Origin of the sequence: Fibrella aestuarina BUZ 2, from assembly GCF_000331105.1 — a bacterium.
In the GTDB taxonomy this organism is placed as follows: Bacteria; Bacteroidota; Bacteroidia; order Cytophagales; family Spirosomataceae; genus Fibrella; species Fibrella aestuarina.
The window spans coordinates 3701525-3720864 of sequence record NC_020054.1; the positions used below are offsets into that span (position 1 = coordinate 3701525).

The following is a 19340-nucleotide window of genomic DNA, read 5'->3' on the forward strand; positions in this document are numbered from 1 at the left end:
ATGTCAAAACTTACTTATAAGTTATTGAAAAACAACTAGTTAAATTCAGCATACGTTTGTGAAGTCATGCATAGTGTTCTAGTAAGCAGATGGTTCTTGCCGTTGTCATAGTCGTATATTATTCATATAAGGTAAGTAGGTAGATAATCATTTGTTAAGAATCAGGTAATCTTAGCGTAGCTGGACGAAGTCATCACTAATTTTAGCGGTTTTGTGAGATTTTGCCTTCGGTTCTATCAAGAATTTTACAATCAAAACACCACTTCGCTTTTAGTAAATATATTCATTGGAAAAATAAATTTGCTGAAAATCGTTGACCCATTTGTTGATGAAGTAGGCCGATGGACAAAGTAAAAAACCTGGTTACCACAAACAAAAAATAAGGCCAGCAGAGATCAATCTGCTGGCCTTGTAGGGGAGAAAGGAACGCTGTCGGATGTGAGACTATAGCTCAAAGGTTATCCCCTGCGCCAATGGTAGCGTCGTGCCGTAATTGAGCGTGTTGGTCTGGCGGCGCATGTAGGCTTTCCAGGCATCGGAGCCCGACTCACGCCCACCGCCCGTTTCTTTTTCGCCACCAAACGCGCCGCCAATTTCGGCCCCCGAGGTACCAATGTTTACGTTGGCGATCCCGCAATCGGAGCCTGCCGCGCTCAGGAACTGCTCGGCTTCGCGCAGGTTCAACGTGAAAATGGCGGATGAGAGGCCCTGAGGGACGCCGTTTTGAAGGCTGATGGCCTCGTCCAGTGTTTTGTAGGGGATCAGGTAGAGGATGGGGGCAAACGTCTCGCGCTGCACCACGGGCCACTCGTTCTGGGCGTTGGCCACGCAGGGTTTTACGTAACAACCCGACTCATACCCCGGCCCGCTCAACGTACCTGGCTCGACCACAAACGTACCGCCCGATGCCCGAATCTCATCGACGGCTTTCTGGTAACCCGCTACGGCGTCTTTGTCGATCAGGGGGCCGACATGAATACCCGCTTCGAGCGGATCGCCGATGTGCAACTGAGCGTAGGCGCTGGCAAGGCGGCGGCGCACATCGGCCAGAATGCTTTCGTGAACGATCAGGCGGCGGGTGGTGGTGCAGCGTTGGCCGGCGGTACCGACGGCCCCGAACACAATCGCGGGAATGGCCAGGTCGAGATCGGCGTGGGGTGAGACGATAATGGCGTTGTTGCCCCCCAACTCAAGCAGGCTACGGCCCATGCGTTCGGCTACGGCCATGCCCACGGCCCGGCCCATCCGGGTGCTGCCCGTGGCGGATACCAGCGCTACACGCGGGTCGCGGGCGAGCCACTCACCCACCTCGCGGCCACCCGTCACCAGGCATGATACGCCTTCGGGCAAGTCGTTGTTGCGCAATACATCCTGAATGATCTGCTGGCAAGCCAGGGCCGTCAGCGGGGTTTTCTCGGAGGGTTTCCAGATGCACACGTCACCGCATACCCAGGCGAGCATGGCATTCCACGACCAGACGGCCACCGGGAAATTAAAGGCCGAAATGATACCGACCAGCCCCAGCGGGTGCCACTGCTCATACATCCGGTGGGCGGGCCGCTCGGAATGCATCGAAAGACCATACAACTGCCGCGACTGACCGACTGCAAAATCGCAGATGTCGATGATTTCCTGGACTTCGCCCAGTCCTTCGGGGAGTGATTTGCCCATCTCGAAGCTAACCAATCGACCTAAATCGTTTTTATAGGCCCGAAACTGCTCGCCCATTTGCCGGACGATCTCGCCCCGGCGGGGTGCCGGTACGTTGCGCCACTGCTGAAAGGCCGTTTGGGCCGTTTCGATCACGCGGTCGTAGTCGGCGCGGGTGGACGTGTAGACGCGGGCGATCAGGCTGCCGTCAACGGGCGAGTACGAGTCGATGGTTTTGTCGGTCGAATGCCAGAACTGCTGCCCGGTACTGGTGCCGGGCTTAGTGCTGTGTTGAGGAACGGGAAGGATGTTGTTCATGAAGCGAAACGTGAAACTGGATTGGGGCAAAAGTGGGGAATGGCGCGCAATGCTGCAACCGCCAGTGTGCTGAAGAGACCTAAGTCGACCGTAGGATAAGAGCGCTGTCGGGATGATAGTGCGTTTGTCGAAGCAGCGTAGCTTCGTCATTCAGGCGAGTTTAGTCTCACTTAACCCTCGTCGGTAGGTTGCATCAATGAGAAATAAATTCGTCCTGGCTCAGCGCGGTCTTTCGGTAGTGCTGCTAATGTGGCTGCTACTGAGCAGTTGTTCAAAGAAAAATGATGTGGTTGACCCGCGCGATGCCTATGTAGGTACATGGGTGCTAAGCAGTATTGTGATCAGCGGTGCTTCCTAAACAGTAACGCCCGATGAGATTATCATCGATAAGGCATCTGCTCAAACAGATATAACGATCAAGAACTTCTTTTCAGACGACCTGCCTGCTACGGCCAATGGATCGGGCTACATAGCCACAAATGCAAATATTAACACGGGGCAAATAACCACGTTTGCTGATAAATCAACGGCAACGGTTTATCTACAAAACCTGACAGCGACGACCACGTCCAACAGTCAGTTGTCTATAACGTATACGTTTGCCGCTCAATCATCGACCACGAAAGGCACAGCGCCGGTCGTTGAAACATACACCAAGAAGTAAATCCGGCTGCATCATGCTAGGTCGACTCCATATATTGCTGTTACTAGCGGCCTGTCTGACGCTGTTGCTTGCAGGTAGCTGCGCCAAAAAGAACAATGATCCTGACCCGCGCGATGGGTATATAGGTACGTGGGTTGAGAAAACAACAAACGGCGTACCCGCCCGAGCCGGTCTAGAGGATGTGCTGACGATTTCAAAAACGGGAACCACCACGATGAGCGTCGATGGCCTCATTCGGGCGGGGGCGTTTACCGTGTCGCCGGTTAGTGCGGGGTCAGGCTACAAGGCCGATAACACGCCTATTACGTCGGGCACCGAGTTTCTTTTCCTCGACGGCTCCAAGGGCAACGTCACGCTCGATAAGCTGACCATGGTGGTATCGGGTGATCAACTCACAATGACGTATTCGTTTTCGGCTAAATCGGCCACGCAGAATGCTGGCGAAGATTATGTCGAGATTTTGACGAAACGCTAGACGACGCCACTAAGAAAGGGCTGACCGCAAACAAGCCGTCAGCCCTTTCTTGTTTCTGCAAATGCTGCGTCCGACAGATAGGCTACTACATCGGTCTATGACAATCGGTCTTTGAAGCTATCGTAGCCGTATTGCCGCACGATCTGCAGCGAACCGTCTTCTTTGTGAATGACAATGGCAGGCAGGTTGACGCCGTTGAAGGTGGAGGTTTTCACCATTGTGTAGTGAATCATATCCTCGAAAACGAGCCGATCGCCCACCTGTAGCGGCGCGTCGAAGCTGTAGTCGCCCATGAAATCACCGGCGAGGCAGGTCATGCCCCCAAGGCGATACGTGGGCTTACCCGCTACCGGCTCCTGATACGCCCCCCGGATGCGGGGCTTGTAGGGCATTTCGAGCGTGTCGGGCATGTGAGCCGCAAACGATGTGTCCAGTACGGCCACCTCGATGCCCTGACTATCGAATACGTCGAGCACCGTACTGACCAGCACGCCCGTTTGCCAGGCAATGGCTGAACCGGGCTCCATCAGCACATCGACGTTGTATTTTTCGCGAAAGGCCTTCAGCAGCCCAATCAAGTGGTTTGTGTCGTAGCCTTCGCGGGTCATGAGGTGCCCGCCCCCCATGTTCACCCAGTTGGCCTGATATAGCAGGTCGCCGAAGCGCTCTTCCAGAGCCGCCAGGGTGCGTTCGAGCGTGTACGAGTCGTTTTCGCAGAGGGTATGAAAATGCAATCCTTCCAGGCCTTCAGGTAGCTGATCGGGCAGTTTGTCGCGCGTGACGCCAAGCCGTGACCCCGGCACGCAGGGGTTGTACATATCCGTCGCTACCTCGGAGTACTGCGGATTGACGCGGATACCGAAAGAGGGTTTGTGGGCCTGAGGTTGGGTGCCCACGGGTAAGGTGTACCCTATCGCCTTATCCTTGAATGTCTCCCACTGACTCCAGGAGTTGAAGGTGATGTGGCTGCTGCGGGCGAGAATCTCGTCGAACTCATCGTCGCGGTAGGCAGGTACGTAGGTGTGGGCCTGCACGCCCATATACTCGTTGACGAGCTTGATTTCGTTGAGGCTGCTGGCCGTGGCGCCGCTCAGGTATTCGCGCACCAACGGGAAAGCGCTGAACATCGAAAACCCTTTGAGGGCCAGAATAATCGTGACGCCGGCTTCCCGTTGCACCCGGTCGATCAGCTCTAGATTAGCCCGGAGTTTGGCTTCATCGAGAACAAAAGCGGGGGAGGGCACCGCTTCTGGCGAAAAGGGCCGTGTTTCCAGGGCTATTTGTGGCGAAGCTGCCGACGAAGTCTGAGGCTCAGCATGTGGTGTTGTCATGCCACAAAATTACCCCAAAACGATGTAAGTCCGGGCCGGAATTCTGTAAAAGCGAGGGGGTAGGGAAGGCGTACCTTTGTGCACAGATTCGTCAAGTCCGAGGTACAAAAGCCAATGTCTGCTGTTATGAAAGCAGGCCGCAAGGCCCGCCGTTGGCAACGTACCTGAAACACGCTGGAAATCATGATTCATACTTATAAACTTGATGGCATGCACTGCGGCTCCTGCGTACAGAGCGTGCAGGAAGCCTTACAGGCGGTCGACGGCGTCAAAAAAGTGGCCGTCTCGCTAAACCCGCAGGAGGCGGTCGTGAGCATGGCCCGCCACATCGACACCGCCACGCTGGACCGGGCCGTTAAAAAAGCCGGTGCCTACACCCTGACCGACGAGGTGCAGGTCATCGACACGATGGGCCAGCACGCGGGCAACGCCAAAGCCGACGTGCTGATGATGCCTGCCGAACTGAATGACCTGGCCGAACCGTCGTTGACGACCTACAAGCCACTGCTGATTATTCTGGCCTTTATTCTGGGCGTAACGGCGCTGGTTGAGGTCCGGTTGGGAGCCTTCACGCTGGGTACGTTCGACGCTATGCGGGCGATGGGTACGTTCATGGCCGGCTTCTTTCTGGTGTTTTCGTTTTTCAAACTGCTCGACATCGAAGGGTTTGCCCGCAGTTACCGCATGTACGACATCGTGGCGAAAGCCATTCCCGGCTACGGGTACGTGTATCCGTTTATCGAACTGGCCCTGGGTGCCGCTTACCTCACCAATGTTAACCCTGTGCTTACCAATTGGGTTACGTTGGTAGTGATGAGTATCAGCCTGGTTGGCGTGGTCAAAAGTGTACTCGACAAGAAGAAGATCCGTTGCGCCTGCCTGGGGTCGGTGTTTAACCTGCCTATGACGACGGTGACGATCGTCGAAGACAGCCTGATGATCGGGATGGCGGCCCTGATGCTGATCATGCAGTAGGCGGCTACCAGATGGCGCCCCTGCCAGCGATTGCGTATAGATTGACTCAACGACTTATGAAGAAAAAAAGCTTAACCGGCTTCTTGCTGATCGCGATGGCCCTGACGGCGTCGGCGCAACATCAGCACCACGACGGGCACACGATGCAGGCCAAACCGGCTCCGCCAGCCTCCTCGACGGTAGCCCCGGATACGACCAAAAAACGGGCTGCCACCAACCACGCGATGATGGATCACAGCCAGATGAACCACGGAGGCATGCACAGCCAACCGGGCAATGGGTCGAAGGGGGACATCAGCTTTGCGCCGATGGGCAGCATGTCGCACGCGCTGTCGCGGAATCTACCTATGAACCGCAACGGCTCAGGTACGTCGTGGATGCCCGATCGGACGCCGATGTATGCCTACATGAAGCATTCGATGAGCGACAACAAGTGGATGTACATGCTGCACTACAGCGTGTTTCTGCGGCATACCAACCAGAATTTTACCAACCCAACCGGGCGCGGTCGCGAAGCGCGGATTGATGCCCCCAACTGGGCAATGGGCATGGCACAACGCACCGTGGGCAAACGGGGCCTGTTTACGGCCAAACTCATGGTGTCGCTCGACCCGCTGACGGTGGGGAATGGCGGCTACCCGCTTCTGTTCCAGACGGGCGAATCATTCCGGGGGCAACCGCTCGTCGACCGTCAACACCCGCATGATCTGTTTTCGGAGCTGTCGGTATCCTATAGCCACGCCTTTAGCCGCGATGCTGATGCGTTTGTGTACGTGGGTTACCCGGGCGAGCCGGCACTGGGCGCTCCGGCCTTCATGCACCGGATTTCGTCGTTCAATAATCCCGATTCGCCCCTGAGTCACCACTGGATCGACGCCACGCACATTACGTTCGGGGTAGCCACGGCGGGTTTTCGGTATAAGATTGCCAAACTGGAAGTGTCGAGCTTCACGGGCCGCGAACCCGACGAGTTTCGGTACAACTTCGATCGGCCCCGCTTCGATAGCTATTCGTATCGCGTCTCGGTGAACCCCACGGCGGGGCTGGCGCTGCAATTTTCGCAGGGGATGATTAAAAGCCCCGAATTGCTTCATGCTGGCGAAGATGTAAGCCGGACAACAGCCTCTTTGTTGCACAGCGCGCAGTTCGGCGCAGGTGATCGCTACATTACGTCGTCGCTGATCTGGGGAATGAACAGTCACGATGGTGTAAATGAAAACGCGTATCTGGCCGAAACCAGCCTGCAACTGGGGCGTCTGGCGCTGTATGGCCGCTACGAAAACGTGACCAAATCGATTGACGAGCTTGGCCTGTCGGCTACGACTGCCGAAGCTGCCGACCACACGCTGGTCAACATCGATAACCTGACGCTGGGTACCAACTGGCGCCTGTTACGCATGGCCAACACCGATCTGGCCGTTGGGACGCAACTGACGGTTGGTTTGCCGAGTGCAACGCTGCGGCCTTTATATGGCAACGCACCCCTGTCGGGACAACTGTATCTGCGCCTGACACCCGCGCTGCTCGTTAATTAGGCACGGGGTACGTATTGGTTTGGGTCTAGGGTCAGTCGATTGGTTTTAAGTTCACAGAACAATTTTGAGTATGTCAGCCTGCATAGCCAATACAGACGTGGTCGCCAAAGTACAGCCTGTCGTTAAGTGGTTGTTACTGTTTATAGCTACTAGCTTACTAGCTATAATCGACAGTCACGCGCAAGAATGACTGGCTGTAAACCATGCCGCCCTGTCTGATTTGAGTCGGCAACTGGCCAACTTAAAGGTTGGTTATCGGTATCCCGAAAACACTTATGAGGTGGTGACCCTTTCCTTCAAATTAACAGAGCAGGGTACGTTGGATACGCTGGCCTTTTCAACGAATACACCTACTGAGTTTATCACAAGGGCGCGAACTGCGCTGAATGAGCAAAATGGCCGTTGGGGAAACCCTGAGGCCCTGAAAGGTTTGGTAAACGGTAAATGGCTGATCAGCCACTATTATTTGGAGGGATATACTGAAAACCCGACGGAATCGGACAAAGGACGGAGGGAGGCGTTTCTTGCGGCTTTCCAACGAGAAAACGAGTTGTTTCTGTGCTCGTCTGGTCTGGACCACCCATACCGCTGTCAAACCTACTACCTGATTGGCCGTGATTTTATCCTATTTCCACCCTTTCATTTTAGTGTAAAGCGGTAACAGACGTTTTGCAATGAGTAATCGGTGTACTAAGAATGTTGTTTCCTATTTCAATCATCACCCTTAAACAACCCCGGACATGACGAACATGACTCACGCCCACAGCCACCCCGACACCTGTTTCACCTGCGCTGAAGCCTGCGAACGCTGCGTTACGGCCTGCCTCGAAATGGGCGATCAGGACAGCAAGCACCACGACCTGACCTTGTGCATTCAATTGTGCCGCGACTGCGCCGATATCTGCACGCTCTGCGGTCGGCTCGACGCGCGTGGATCGCAGTTTTCGAAACAATTTATGCAGCTTTGCGCCGATGTGTGCGAGGCTTGCGCGACCGAATGCGAAAAACACGCTGACCACCACGCCCATTGCAAAGCTTGCGCTGAGGCCTGCCGTCGTTGCGCCGAGGAATGTCGGCAGATGGCGAACTAGCTATAACCGATTGACTGTTAATTGTCTATAGTAGGCCTTACCCCCTCAGATGTGGATACGACGAGGTGTTAAGGCCGCCAACCAGTACCTTACCAACATGAAACGAAACCTGTTTCTGAACAGCCTGCTCGCCCTGACCCTAAGCGGAACAGCCCTGCTGGCCAACGACGATAAAGACAAAGAGGTGAAGATTAAGACCTCGGCCGTCTGCGAAATGTGCAAAGCCCGGATTGAACGTAATCTGGCATTTGAGAAAGGCGTGAAAGAAGCCACGCTCGACGTTGACTCAAAGGTGGTCACGGTCAAATACAACCCGGCCAAAACCGACGTGTCGAAGCTGAAAGCGACGATCAACAAAACAGGCTACGACGCCGACGAGCTGCCTGCTGACCCGAAAGGCTACGAAAAGCTGCCGTCCTGCTGCAAGAAAGGGGGGCATCAATAAGCAAAGAGTGAACGATTAAAAGAGCGAAAGAGTGAATTGGCTGACGCATTTCATTATTGCATCTGCCAATTCACTCTTTCGCTCTTTTAATCGTTCACTCTTTACTCTAGTTCACTCGGAGCTTCTGGCCGGGGCGCAGGCGGCTGTGCGATGAAATGCGGTTCTTCTCAGCTAAGCGGCTGATCGATAGGCCGTAACGGCCGGCAATCGAGGAGAGGGTTTCGCCCGAGCGGACTTTGTGTAGTACCGTCCGTTTGAATTTTGGCTTAAACGACAGATCCGTCGAGCGGCTGCCACCCCGGAGGTGATCCCAAACGGCGGGCGTCAGGATGAAGTGGTCGGAATTGATGGTATTGGCAGGGAAGGAGTAGATGTTGAGTGGCCCGAAGGGGTTGCCTTCGTAGCGCGTCTCGAAGTGCAGGTGAGCGCCGTAGCTGCGGCCCGTGTTGCCACCCAGCCCCAGCTGATCCCCCGCTTTCACCAACTGCCCCGATTCAACGGTCTGTTTCGACATATGGCCGTAGAGGGTTTCGAGGCCGTTATAATGCCGAACCAGTACATAGCGGCCGTAGCCGTTACCGTCCCAGCCGACCACGCGCACAATGCCATCGAAGGCGGCATAGACCGGATCGCCGGTTTCCAGATCCAGATCGACGCCGGTATGCCAGCGGCCCCAGCGGTAGCCAAAGTTGGACGTCAGCTTGCCCTCATCGAGCGGGGCCGACCAATAGTGGTTGGCTTTGGGGTCGTACAGTTTCAGATCAACCACCTGATCAAATTCGCGGGGGTCGATGTTATACGGGTCAATGGTGCGCGAATCCCAAACGGCGTAATAATCGGCAATTTTGACCCACTCATCGCCTACCTGTACCGAGTCGATGACTTCCACCACATCGGTTTCGCCCTGATCGATACTGCTCGTGTCTTCGCTGACGACCGGGTTAAGTTCTTTTTTGGGTTCAAACTGAGAGTTGAACCGCAGCTGATTCGTTTCCTGCTCGAAAATGTCCTCGGCTTTTTGCTGGTAGGTAGAGGGAGCCTTACTGCCCTGCTTGGGAGTAAAGCGCGTGTCGTTCTTGAATTTGCCCCGTTCCTGCGCCTGTACCGATAAGCTCGACAGACAGAGGCAACTCGCGGCGATAAGCCATGTTCCTACAGTTTTATGCATTGAATGAAGTAGGCACACAAAAACCAACGCAGGCAGTAGAGCCGAAAGTCGTGACCGTACTGCCTGCGTTGGTTGGTTGTATACGCATGTTATGATTAGCTTACTACTGGTTCGCCAACCCCGACCTCTTCAATGGAGGGCGTCGTTGGGACGGATTGCATCTCCAGCGTGACAAGATACCGCTCGGCATCGAGGGCCGCCATACAACCCGTACCCGCCGCCGTGATCGCCTGCCGATAAACGTTGTCCTGCGCATCGCCGCAGGCAAACACGCCAGGTACGTTGGTCCGGGTGCTGCCTTTCTCGGTCAGGATGTAGCCGTGATCGTCGAGGTCGAGGTAATCGCGGAAAAGGTCGGTATTGGGTTTATGGCCGATTGCCACGAAGAAACCGGTTACGTCGAGAACGCGCTCTTCGCCGGTTTTCGTATTTTTAATCAGGGCACCCGTTACGGCTTCGTCACCAAGGATTTCGATCGTTTCACTGTGCCACAGAATTTCAATGTTTTCTTTCGCGATCACGCGCTGTTGCATGAAACGCGACGCCCGCATTTCGCCCCGGCGCACGATCATGTATACCTTGCGGCAGATGTTCGAGAGGTAGCTGGCTTCTTCGGCGGCAGTGTCCCCTGCGCCTACGATGGCCACGTCCTGTTTGCGGAAGAAGAAGCCGTCACAAACGGCACAGGCCGATACGCCGTGGCCATTGAGCCGCATTTCGGACGGTAAACCCAGCCATTTGGCCGACGCTCCCGTCGAGATGATAACGCTGTCAGCGGTAAGCTCGGTCTCCTCGTCGACCCAGACCCGGTGCGGCCGGTCGGGGCCGGGGTTTGGCTCAAATTGTACTTTGGTGACGAGGCCGTAGCGCACGTCGGTACCAAAGCGGCGTGCCTGTTGCTCCAAATCCTGCATCATTTGTGGTCCCTGTACGCCTTCCGGGTAGCCAGGGAAGTTCTCCACGTCGTTGGTGATGGTCAGCTGACCACCCGGCTGCCCGCCCTGATACAAAACAGGTTTCAGGTTAGCCCGCGACGCGTAGATGGCGGCGGTGTAACCCGCTGGGCCGGAACCAATAATGAGGCAATGGATATGTTCAGGTGTCATAATTGCGAAAAATTGTTGTTCTCGGATGGCGTTAAAGGCCAGCCGTTTGATAAACAACAAGCGCGAAGATCAAAAAATTTCGCCTCGAAATCAAGGTAACGGTTAAGTAATCGCCAGTTAGTTGTAGTTAACTTGTTGATAGTCAGCGGAAATTACAAAACGCGCCACTCAATCCGGCGATTTCGTTGCCGGGCTTCGTCCGATGTGCCAGCTACGGCGGGGCGCGTTTTACCATAGCCCACCGATTTCATGCGGGCGGGGTCGATTCCCATTTGCGCCAAGTAGCCCACAACGGCCGCCGCCCGCCGCCGCGACAGTTCGAGGTTGGCTGCCGCTTCGCCCCGGTCATCGGTATGGCCAGCGATTTCGATCTTGGTGGTGGGGTTCACTTTCAGAAACTCGGCCAGCCGCTCCAGTTCGGTGCGCGATTTGGTCGACAGCTCGTAGCGGCCCGATTCAAAAAAGAGGTTGTTGAGCGTTTCCTTGCTAGTGTTGCTGATGGGCTCGAGCGTGGCATCCAGCGCCATCCCTTTCCCCATGCCGGTCTCGGTGGTGAGTTTGTCGGTATAGTTAAACGCCAGGCTTTTGAACAGGTAACCCGGCGCACTCACGTACAGCGCGTATTCGCCACCGGCGGGCAGCACGGCCACGTACTGCCCCGTTTGCTCGTCGGTTTTAACCCGCGATACTACCTGATTGGTCCGCACGTCGATCAGGTCGATGCTGGCGTTGAGCGGCTTGCGGGAGCGGGCGTCGGTTACGAGCCCTTTGAGGTAATTGACGGGACGTACCTGTTCGCGCAGGGCGGTGGGCAGATCGAACGTATAAATGCGCGACCGCTGCGACACGCCATCTTTTTGCTCTTCGAAGGAGTAATACGCTTTGCTGCCGTTGGCTGATACAAACAGGGACGCCTGATCTTCGGATGAGTTGATCGGATAGCCGAGGTTCTGCGGTACACTCCAACCCGCGCGCAGGCTGTCGGGCCGAAAGCGGCTCAGGAACAGGTCGTAACCGCCCATACCGGGGTGCCCATCCGACGCAAAAAAGAGCGCCTGCCCGTTGGCATGCATGAACGGCGACGCTTCATCGAAAACGGTGTTAACGGGCTGCCCCAAGTTGACGGGTTCGCCCCAATTGCCCTGCGCGTCGCGGTCGCTACGCCAGATGTCGCGTTTGCCAATACCGCCGGGCCGATCCGAGATAAAATAGAGCTGCCGCCCGTCGGCCGACAGGCTCGGTTGCGATTCGTAATAACGGGTATTGATGACAGGCCCCAGGTTTTGGGGGACACTCCAGGCATCGCCGGTCTTCTGGCTGCTGAACAGGTCACAGCTGCCGAAGCCCTGCCGGGTGCCGCTGCTCTGGCAGGCCGTGAACACAAGGAGTCGGCCATCCGCCGACAGCGTGGCTGTACCTTCGTTGTCGGGCGTGGAGATGTTGGCCGATAGGGGCGTTGGGGCCTGCCAACCGCCCTCGCTTGCCTGATTGGCGGTCATCAGGTCTTCGTCACCTTCGGGTTTCAGCATCGTAAATACGATGGTCTGCTCGTCGGCCGTGAGTACCGGAAAATACTGCGACTGCCCCACGTTCAGCGATTCGGCCAGTGGTTTGGGCTGCACCGACACCGGATGGGCGAGGGCGTCCATCCCAAACCGGGCGGTGGCCAGCCCACGCTGAATTTGTTTGGCTTTTGAGGATTGGGGGGCAAAATTATGGCTGTAGGCTTCCAATACGGGGATGGCTTCGGCGTAGCGCCCCAGCCGCAGCAGGATAGACGCCGTCTGCTGGTAGGCCTGCCCGGCAACGGCCGGGTTGGGTTGCAGCGCGATGATCTGTTTGTAAGCACCCAGCGCCTGTTCGGGCTTGCGCGTGTATTCGTAGGCCATGCCCAACTGCATGTGGGCGTCCAGGTACGTGGGCGATTCTTTAACGGCCTGCTGAAAAAAGGGAATGGCCTCGTTGGGTTTCCGTTCCCGAAACAGCGTCACGCCCTGCTGGTACAGGTCCTGAGCGCGCTTGGATTGGGCCGGAGAGGAATGAACAATGTATAATGTACAATACACAATGAAGAGAATTGACAACCAGTTTACGTGCTTACTCATTGTACATCGTGCATTATGCATTGTCCATTCTGCTACGGTATCGCCATGAATTTGTGCGTTTGTAACGAAATCTGCCACTGTGGATTTGCTTTTACATAGTCAACGATACGCGGAAGCATTTCGTCTGACCGCCCCCACTCGGGTTGCAGCAATAACCGACAATTGGGCCGCAGGTTTGGGACAAACGACTCGGCAAAGGCAAAATCGGAGGCGTTGTAAATGATGACTTTCAGCTCATCGGCGCGCGTAAATATGGCCGGGTTGGGCTGCTTGAATTTTTTGGGCGAAAAGCAAATCCAGTCCCAGGACCCCGTTACGGCTTGGCACACCCCCGAAGTTTCGATGTTGGTCTGAAAACCGGCTGCTTGCAGGGCACCCGTCAGGGCAGTGAGGTCGTGCATGAGCGGTTCGCCGCCGGTGATCACGGCCAATCGACCCGGGAAAGCCAGTGCCCCGGCCACGATCTGATCGATGGTTTGATGCGGGTGCGCGTTGACATCCCACGACTCTTTTACGTCGCACCAATGGCAGCCTACATCGCAGCCGCCGAGGCGAATAAAATAGGCTGCCCGGCCGGCAAAGGTTCCCTCACCCTGAAGCGTGTAAAAGGCCTCCATGACGGGTAGGGTAGTGGTTGTTATCGTTTGTTGACTCTGTTCGGTAAGCATGTACAAAAATAGCGGTTGAAGGTTGATGTCTAACGGTTAAGGTTGGCTAACGCAAGCCTGCTCAACCGTTAGACATCAACCTTCACCCCTTTAACAAACCCTATTTCCCCATCGTGGCGCGGCCAAGGAAGATTTCGTCGGCTTTCAGGTTAACAGTTGTGTAAAACTGATAGCCGTTCTGAATGTAGCGCACCATCAGGCTGGTACGCTGATCGGGTTTGGCAAACGGCATGGTGGCCGCCACCAGAATCTGATCACCGTTGATGACCGCCCGGGCAAACGGCAGGCCGCGCGTTTTTAACTGGTTGGCGTTGTACTGATACCAGGTTTTTCCCCCGTCGAACGAGCACTCTGTCTGCTGGTTCAGGTACGTTTCGCGGCCATTGAACAGGTCGCCGTGGTGTTTGAAGAGCCGCCAGAGGCCGTGGATGTAGTGCTCGTAGCAGGCGTAGTTCCGGTCACTACCCAGCCCCTGCAGATTCGGGTCGGCGGGGGTGGGCTGGTCGGGTTTTAGCTCGTTGTAATCATCCCAGAGGATAGCCCCGTAGGCACCCGTGAACCAAAAGAATACGCCCATGCCCTCGGCCACGGCGGGCGGCGCCGGGTTTGAGGCGCGTTCGCTGCGGTTGAAGGGCCCCTGCGTGTTGAAGAGCCAATGCCAGGCGATGCGTTTCTTGTTGGACAACCGGATGTTGTACTCCTGCTCGGAGAGAAGCCCCGCCAGCCAATGCCGGTCGTAATCGCCCCGGTGTGAGGCCGTGTAATCATAGTCGGGGAAAACGTGGTACGTCCCCGGCATGTTGAAATCGATGTAATCGCTGTAGCTTTTGCCAACAATGGCGTCGGGCATGCCGCGTTGGCGCGAAGTAGCCGTGTGCTGGGCCGGCATGGAGAAAAGCCACTCGCCCCCCGATTCGTAATCGGCGGCGCGGGAGTAGCCAAAGCCATTGTGCGCCACGGGCGTCAGGCTACCAATCTCGGTGCGGGGGTCGGCCACGTCCTTGATGGCCTTCATCAGGTACGTGTACATATTGGCCTGTTCCTGTCGGTTGGGTACGTCGACGCCGTCGTTTTCAAAATCGAGAAACAGCTTGCTGACCCCAATCTTCGGTCCGCTCGCCGGGCAGTCGCCGTAGAGAATGCAGTTGTTGCCCAGCGCTTTGGCAAACGCGTAGATGTTTTGTTGCGAGTTGGGGTCGTTGGCGGGTGGCCGGAAATACGTCTGCCCGGCGAGGTTGCCGTTCAGCGCCCATTGAACGTTGTGGGGCGGGCCCTGCAACGCCGCCCGCGTCACGGTGAATGCCCGGCGATCAAACGACAGCCGACTTTTCCAGCCGGGGGGCGTTTTGCTGTCAGCAATTTCGGTTCCCCAGAACATCCGCGCCTGACTAACCGAAGAGAAGCCCCGCTTGAAGATCTTTTCCCAGTTTTCGTTGCCGTAAAGGTTACGCCCGGCGGCGTCGAAAGTGAGGGTTTTGGTTTTGGGCAGCACAAAATCACCGACCACGTCGGCATTCCAGTACCCTTTGCGCGTAGTGGGCGTAAACGAACTGCGTGGCGTGGGCGTCAGACTCGTTTGCGGCGGTAACGTACCTGTGACGTCGGCCCCTTTCGTATGGACTAGCTGATCAGACGTTTTAAGCAATACACCTCCTGATAGTGCCGCCAGGGCCAGCAAAACAATACGCATAGGTTTGGGCATAAATGGGTTTGAGGTTTAGCGGTTGTCGTTTAATGTCCTGACTGTGATAGTCACTGGCCGCGAACACCAAACGACAACCGTTAAACCTCAAACTAGAAATAGTTAGTCAATATACCGGCTCGTGATGGGCTGGTAGGAGTCGATGCGGCGGTCGCGGAAATAAGGCCAGGTGGTGCGGTAGCGATCGGTCTGGGCGAGGTCGATCTCCTCGACGTGCACTACTTCCTGATCGTGTGGCGCCAGATACAGCAACGACCCGAAGGGATTCGCTACAAACGAGCCCCCCCAGAACTGCTGATCGGCTTCGCGCCCAACTCGATTCACCGACACCACGTGTAAGCCGTTGGCAATGGCGTGGCTCCGCTGAATGGTCTGCCAGGCGTTGTATTGCTCTTCGTTCTGCCTTGGGTCCGGTTCATTGGTGTCCCAGCCGATGGCCGTAGGGTACACCAGCAGTTCGGCACCCATCAGGGCCGTGATGCGGGCAGCCTCAGGATACCACTGATCCCAACAGATGAGCACGCCGATTTTGGCAAATTTGGTCTCGAATACTTTGTAGCCGAGGTCGCCGGGTGTAAAGTAGAATTTCTCGTAGTAGCCGGGGTCGTCGGGGATATGCATCTTCCGGTACTTGCCCAGGTACGTGCCGTCAGCGTCGAGCACGGCGGTGGTGTTGTGGTAGAGACCCTGCGCCCGCTTCTCGAACAGGGAAGCCACGATGACCACGCCCAACTCCCCGGCGAGGCGGCCCATGCGGTCGGTGGTGGGGCCGGGGATGGCCTCGGCCAGACTAAAATTATGGTGGTCTTCTACGTCGCAGAAGTACAGCGACGTAAACAGTTCCTGCAAACAAACGATCTGGGCACCCTGCTGCGCGGCTTCCCGGATGCGGGTTTCGGCCTGCTGAATGTTGGTTTCGACATCGGCCACACAGGCCATTTGTACCAGACCGATCTTAACTTTTTTCGCCATATGCTATCAAAAATTAACCACAGCGACACCGTGATTACAGGGCGTTTGGTGGTGAAAAGAAGCACAGAAACGATCGTGAATCAACTCTGTGGCTCTAAGCGACGCAAACGCGCTGTCGTCTCCGTGTCTCTGTGGTTAAACTTCGTTTGAATCAATAACTCTTTTTCGGGGCAAATTATTCCTTCAACACTTTTTTGACGGTAACGCCCTCACTCGTTTGTACCGTGATCAGGAAGAGACCAGTGGGCTGGCTCCGCAGGCTGATGGTGTGCCGCAGGGTCTGGGCGGTTTTCTCGACGACGGCCGTCTGTACCACACGGCCAGCCAGGTTGCTAACCGACACCGTAATGGGCCCGCGGTAGGTGCTTTCCCAACTCAGGGTGGCGAGGTCGGCGGTTGGGTTAGGCGAGATCGTCAGCGCCGGTTGCGGTTCGGTCGCCAGAATGGGCGGGGCGGCGGGCGCCAGCGACCAGGGCACGAGGCCGGCCTCAGGCGTGGGGAGGCGGTTGGTGGTGAACACGTGCCACTGCCCCGGTTTCATCGAGATGGTGGTGTCAGACCGAACGGCCCGCCCCGTAAAGTAATCGTACCAGAGGCCCGCCTGCGGCAGGTTTAGCGCCACCACATTGTCCTGCAAATCGAAGTTACCCATCACTACGGCCTTCTGGTCGGTGCCGGTCAGCGTCAGGCTTTTGACAGGCGTGTTGGCGACGAAATTGTAGTTGGTCGTCTGGAACGCAGGTACGTTCATTTTCAGCCGGATCAGCTCCTGATACACGCGCAGCAGCTTGGCCCGGTTAGCGTCGCGGAGGTATTCCCAACGAATGGGTTTGGCACCCGTGCGGCCGTTTTCTTCGATGCTGACGTCATAACCCAGCTCGCCAAATTGCCAGATGAGTTTGGGGCCGGGCACGCTCAGGAACAGGGCGGCAGCAAGCTTGGCCCGCTCAAGGGCCGTGGCCGGGTCTTTGGTGTTGTAGCTGCCGTTGGCGGAGCCGTTGCGCTGTACGTCGAACAGCAGCCGCTCTTCGTCGTGGCTTTCCATGTAGCCCACAATGTTCGGGTTGTTCCAGCCGCGTAGCTTGTACGAAATCCAGTCGAAGTTATCGTCGCGGCCATTGACGACGCCCTTGGCGGCAAAGCGGTAATTGTAATTGTGGTTGCCCCAGAAGAGCATGCCGTAGTCGGCGAGTTCTTTCTCTTCGGTATTGTCGGCAAAGTGTTCGAGCAGCACGTAGGCGCTTTTATCATAGGCCCGAATTTCGTTGTAAATCCGTTTCCAGATGGCGACGCGGCTGGCGTCGTAGGCACTCCAGGCGTTGACGTCGCCGCCCGAATTTTTCTGCGTAAAGCCTTTCGACAAATCGAACCGGAAGCCGTCGAATTTGTATTCCTGGAGCCAGTACTGATTCACGCGCTGCACGAAAGCCTGGGTGGCGGGGCTCTCGTGGTTGAAGTCGAAAAAGACGCTGAACGGGTGCGTCGCCTGCTGATTGAAGAACGGACTATCGGCCGAGGGTTTGTCGCCGTTCCAATACATCTTCACATACGGGAATTCGTAGTCGGCCTGGTTCAGCACCATGTCGAGGATCACGGCGATCCCGTTTTCGTGGCATTTATCGACAAAGGCTTTCAGGTCGTTCTTAGTCCCGTAAGCCTTGTCGGGTGCGAAGTAATAAATAGGATTGTAGCCCCACGAATCGTTGCCTGAAAACTCCATGATCGGCATCAGTTCGATGGCATTGACGCCCAGCCGTTTCAGGTAAGGCAGTGAGTCGATGACCGTTTTATACTGGCGGGTGCTCACAAAATCGCGCACGAGCAGCTCATACACGACCATGTTTTTAGCGTCGGGCCGGGTAAACGACGCGACTTTCCAGGGATACGGTGTTTGGCCCGTTTGCAGCAACGATACGATCTGTCCGTTGGCTTTGGTCGGGAAGGGTTTCAGGCCTGAGTACGTGCTCGTCAGGAACGAATCGTTGTTGCGGTCGAGGATCTTGTCGCTGTAGGGATCGCCGGTAGCTACCTGCCCGTCGATCAGGTACTGAAACGCGAGTTCCTGACCGGCCGTCAGCCCTTTAAGTTCGAGCCAATAGCGGCTGCCGTCGGGCGTGCGGTTCATAAGCGACGACGGTACGGGCGTCCAGTCGTTTTGTTCGCTGATCACGTTGACGTACTGCTTCAGCGGGGCAAACAGCACGAGCGTCGCACTCGTCGGGTCAGTGGGGCTGTAGTTGATGCCGTCGCGCAGGCCCGTCGGTACGTTGGCAACCAGCGGCGTGGGTTTCACATAGAGCAGAAACGAATCGCTGGCCACCTCAGAGGCGGTCTGTGCGGTCACGACCACTTTACGCAGGGTGTTGGTGGCCGATCCCGTCGGTACGTTCGTGACCAGTGAGTCGGCGTTGGTCGCTGAGGCCGAGACGACTCCGTCGACGCGCAGGGTCAGGGTCGACTTGGCCGACACGTTGGCCCGTACCGGTACGTTGGTGTTGGTTTCGACGAACAGGAGTTTGGCCGTTGGTCGGGCCAGGCTGACCGTCAGTTTCGCGTCGTAAATCCGCACGAAAAAATCTTCGCTCTGCGCTTTGCCGTCGCCGCTTTTAACGACCAGCCCCAGCCGCCGGATGGGCGTGTTGGCCGGTACCCGGTAATAGGTACGCGGCACGAGTTTAATCTGCCAGCGATCGTTGCCCAGGGCGGTCATTTTGCCGGGCTCAAACGGCGCGTTAAAATTGGTCTGGTTGGCGGGCGTAAACTCAAAGGCATTGCCTGTTTCGGTCTGGCCGGCGCCCGACCATAAATATACGTCGTCTTTTTTGCCCAGGAGGCCCGCCGCGCGGCCGTCCTTTGCCTGTTTTAAATCGACAACAATGGTAACCTCAGTATCAGCGGTTGGAAAAGCGGGGTCAGTCGTAACGAGTTGAGCAAAGGTGGCCGCCGTTGGGCTACCAACGAATCCAAACAGGAGTAGCCCACAAAGAAATCGGTAAACGTGATGCGTCATGAAGTTGATTAGTTCAGCAACGTCAAAGATACATCTGAATTCGGGCAATAGAATAAGGCCCATAGTTTAACGGTACCGTATCGATGATGGTCAAATCAATAATACGGTACCGCTAAACTATGGGC

At 56.2% G+C, this 19340-nt stretch carries 15 protein-coding genes; 6 read left to right on the forward strand and 9 right to left on the reverse strand.

From position 1 onward, the window contains the following. Positions 1 to 444: 444 nt before the first annotated feature. Positions 445 to 1968 carry an L-piperidine-6-carboxylate dehydrogenase gene (gene amaB / locus FAES_RS15000; RefSeq protein ID WP_041257919.1) on the reverse strand — a complete coding sequence of 508 codons (1524 nt, stop codon included), beginning with the start codon at positions 1966 to 1968 and terminating at the stop codon, positions 445 to 447. Between the two features lie 677 nt (positions 1969 to 2645). Between amaB and FAES_RS30070 the strand changes: the two genes are divergently transcribed. Next, a complete protein-coding gene (locus tag FAES_RS30070) occupies positions 2646 to 3107 on the forward strand; it encodes a hypothetical protein (protein WP_015332084.1) in 462 nt (153 codons plus the stop codon). Between the two features lie 95 nt (positions 3108 to 3202). Here the strand turns inward: FAES_RS30070 and nspC are convergent, their stop codons facing one another. After that, positions 3203 to 4438 carry a carboxynorspermidine decarboxylase gene (nspC, locus tag FAES_RS15010; RefSeq protein ID WP_015332085.1) on the reverse strand — a complete coding sequence of 412 codons (1236 nt, stop codon included), beginning with the start codon at positions 4436 to 4438 and terminating at the stop codon, positions 3203 to 3205. A 183-nt stretch (positions 4439 to 4621) separates the two neighbouring features. Between nspC and FAES_RS15015 the strand changes: the two genes are divergently transcribed. From FAES_RS15015 to FAES_RS15035, 5 genes are all read left to right on the forward strand, one after another. Then, the gene (locus FAES_RS15015; protein ID WP_015332086.1) at positions 4622 to 5413 is read left to right on the forward strand and encodes a heavy metal translocating P-type ATPase; all 792 of its coding nucleotides are present in this window, start codon (positions 4622 to 4624) and stop codon (positions 5411 to 5413) included. 56 nt (positions 5414 to 5469) lie between these two features. Continuing rightward, positions 5470 to 6948, forward strand: coding sequence for a hypothetical protein (locus tag FAES_RS15020; RefSeq protein WP_041257921.1), 1479 nt, complete (start codon positions 5470 to 5472; stop codon positions 6946 to 6948). Between the two features lie 220 nt (positions 6949 to 7168). Next, positions 7169 to 7609 (forward strand): hypothetical protein, encoded by a 441-nt coding sequence (locus tag FAES_RS15025; RefSeq protein ID WP_041257922.1) that lies wholly within the window; start codon positions 7169 to 7171, stop codon positions 7607 to 7609. Between the two features lie 79 nt (positions 7610 to 7688). Continuing rightward, positions 7689 to 8039 carry a four-helix bundle copper-binding protein gene (locus FAES_RS29605; RefSeq protein ID WP_015332088.1) on the forward strand — a complete coding sequence of 117 codons (351 nt, stop codon included), beginning with the start codon at positions 7689 to 7691 and terminating at the stop codon, positions 8037 to 8039. Positions 8040 to 8136: 97 nt separating this feature from the next. Beyond that, positions 8137 to 8484 carry a heavy-metal-associated domain-containing protein gene (locus tag FAES_RS15035; protein ID WP_041257924.1) on the forward strand — a complete coding sequence of 116 codons (348 nt, stop codon included), beginning with the start codon at positions 8137 to 8139 and terminating at the stop codon, positions 8482 to 8484. Between the two features lie 106 nt (positions 8485 to 8590). On the opposite strand, the gene FAES_RS15040 is transcribed toward FAES_RS15035, so the two are convergent. The 7 genes from FAES_RS15040 to FAES_RS15070 all read right to left on the reverse strand — a co-directional run bounded on the left by FAES_RS15040 (position 8591) and on the right by FAES_RS15070 (position 19215). Continuing rightward, positions 8591 to 9652 carry a peptidoglycan DD-metalloendopeptidase family protein gene (locus tag FAES_RS15040; RefSeq protein ID WP_015332090.1) on the reverse strand — a complete coding sequence of 354 codons (1062 nt, stop codon included), beginning with the start codon at positions 9650 to 9652 and terminating at the stop codon, positions 8591 to 8593. 95 nt (positions 9653 to 9747) lie between these two features. Further along, positions 9748 to 10758: a thioredoxin-disulfide reductase gene (trxB, locus tag FAES_RS15045; RefSeq protein WP_015332091.1), complete on the reverse strand. Its 1011-nt coding sequence runs from the start codon at positions 10756 to 10758 to the stop codon at positions 9748 to 9750. Positions 10759 to 10910: 152 nt separating this feature from the next. Continuing rightward, the gene (locus FAES_RS15050; RefSeq protein ID WP_148289374.1) at positions 10911 to 12863 is read right to left on the reverse strand and encodes an OmpA family protein; all 1953 of its coding nucleotides are present in this window, start codon (positions 12861 to 12863) and stop codon (positions 10911 to 10913) included. 32 nt (positions 12864 to 12895) lie between these two features. Then, complete coding sequence (locus FAES_RS15055; RefSeq protein WP_015332093.1) at positions 12896 to 13531, reverse strand: 7-carboxy-7-deazaguanine synthase QueE; 636 nt, start codon at positions 13529 to 13531, stop codon at positions 12896 to 12898. Positions 13532 to 13631: 100 nt separating this feature from the next. Next, positions 13632 to 15221: a hypothetical protein gene (locus FAES_RS15060; protein ID WP_229364486.1), complete on the reverse strand. Its 1590-nt coding sequence runs from the start codon at positions 15219 to 15221 to the stop codon at positions 13632 to 13634. Between the two features lie 114 nt (positions 15222 to 15335). Further along, on the reverse strand, positions 15336 to 16205 hold the full coding sequence (locus FAES_RS15065) for a carbon-nitrogen hydrolase (RefSeq protein WP_015332095.1): 870 nt from the start codon (positions 16203 to 16205) through the stop codon (positions 15336 to 15338). A 175-nt stretch (positions 16206 to 16380) separates the two neighbouring features. Beyond that, a complete protein-coding gene (locus FAES_RS15070) occupies positions 16381 to 19215 on the reverse strand; it encodes an alpha-amylase family glycosyl hydrolase (protein ID WP_148289375.1) in 2835 nt (944 codons plus the stop codon). Positions 19216 to 19340: the final 125 nt, after the last annotated feature.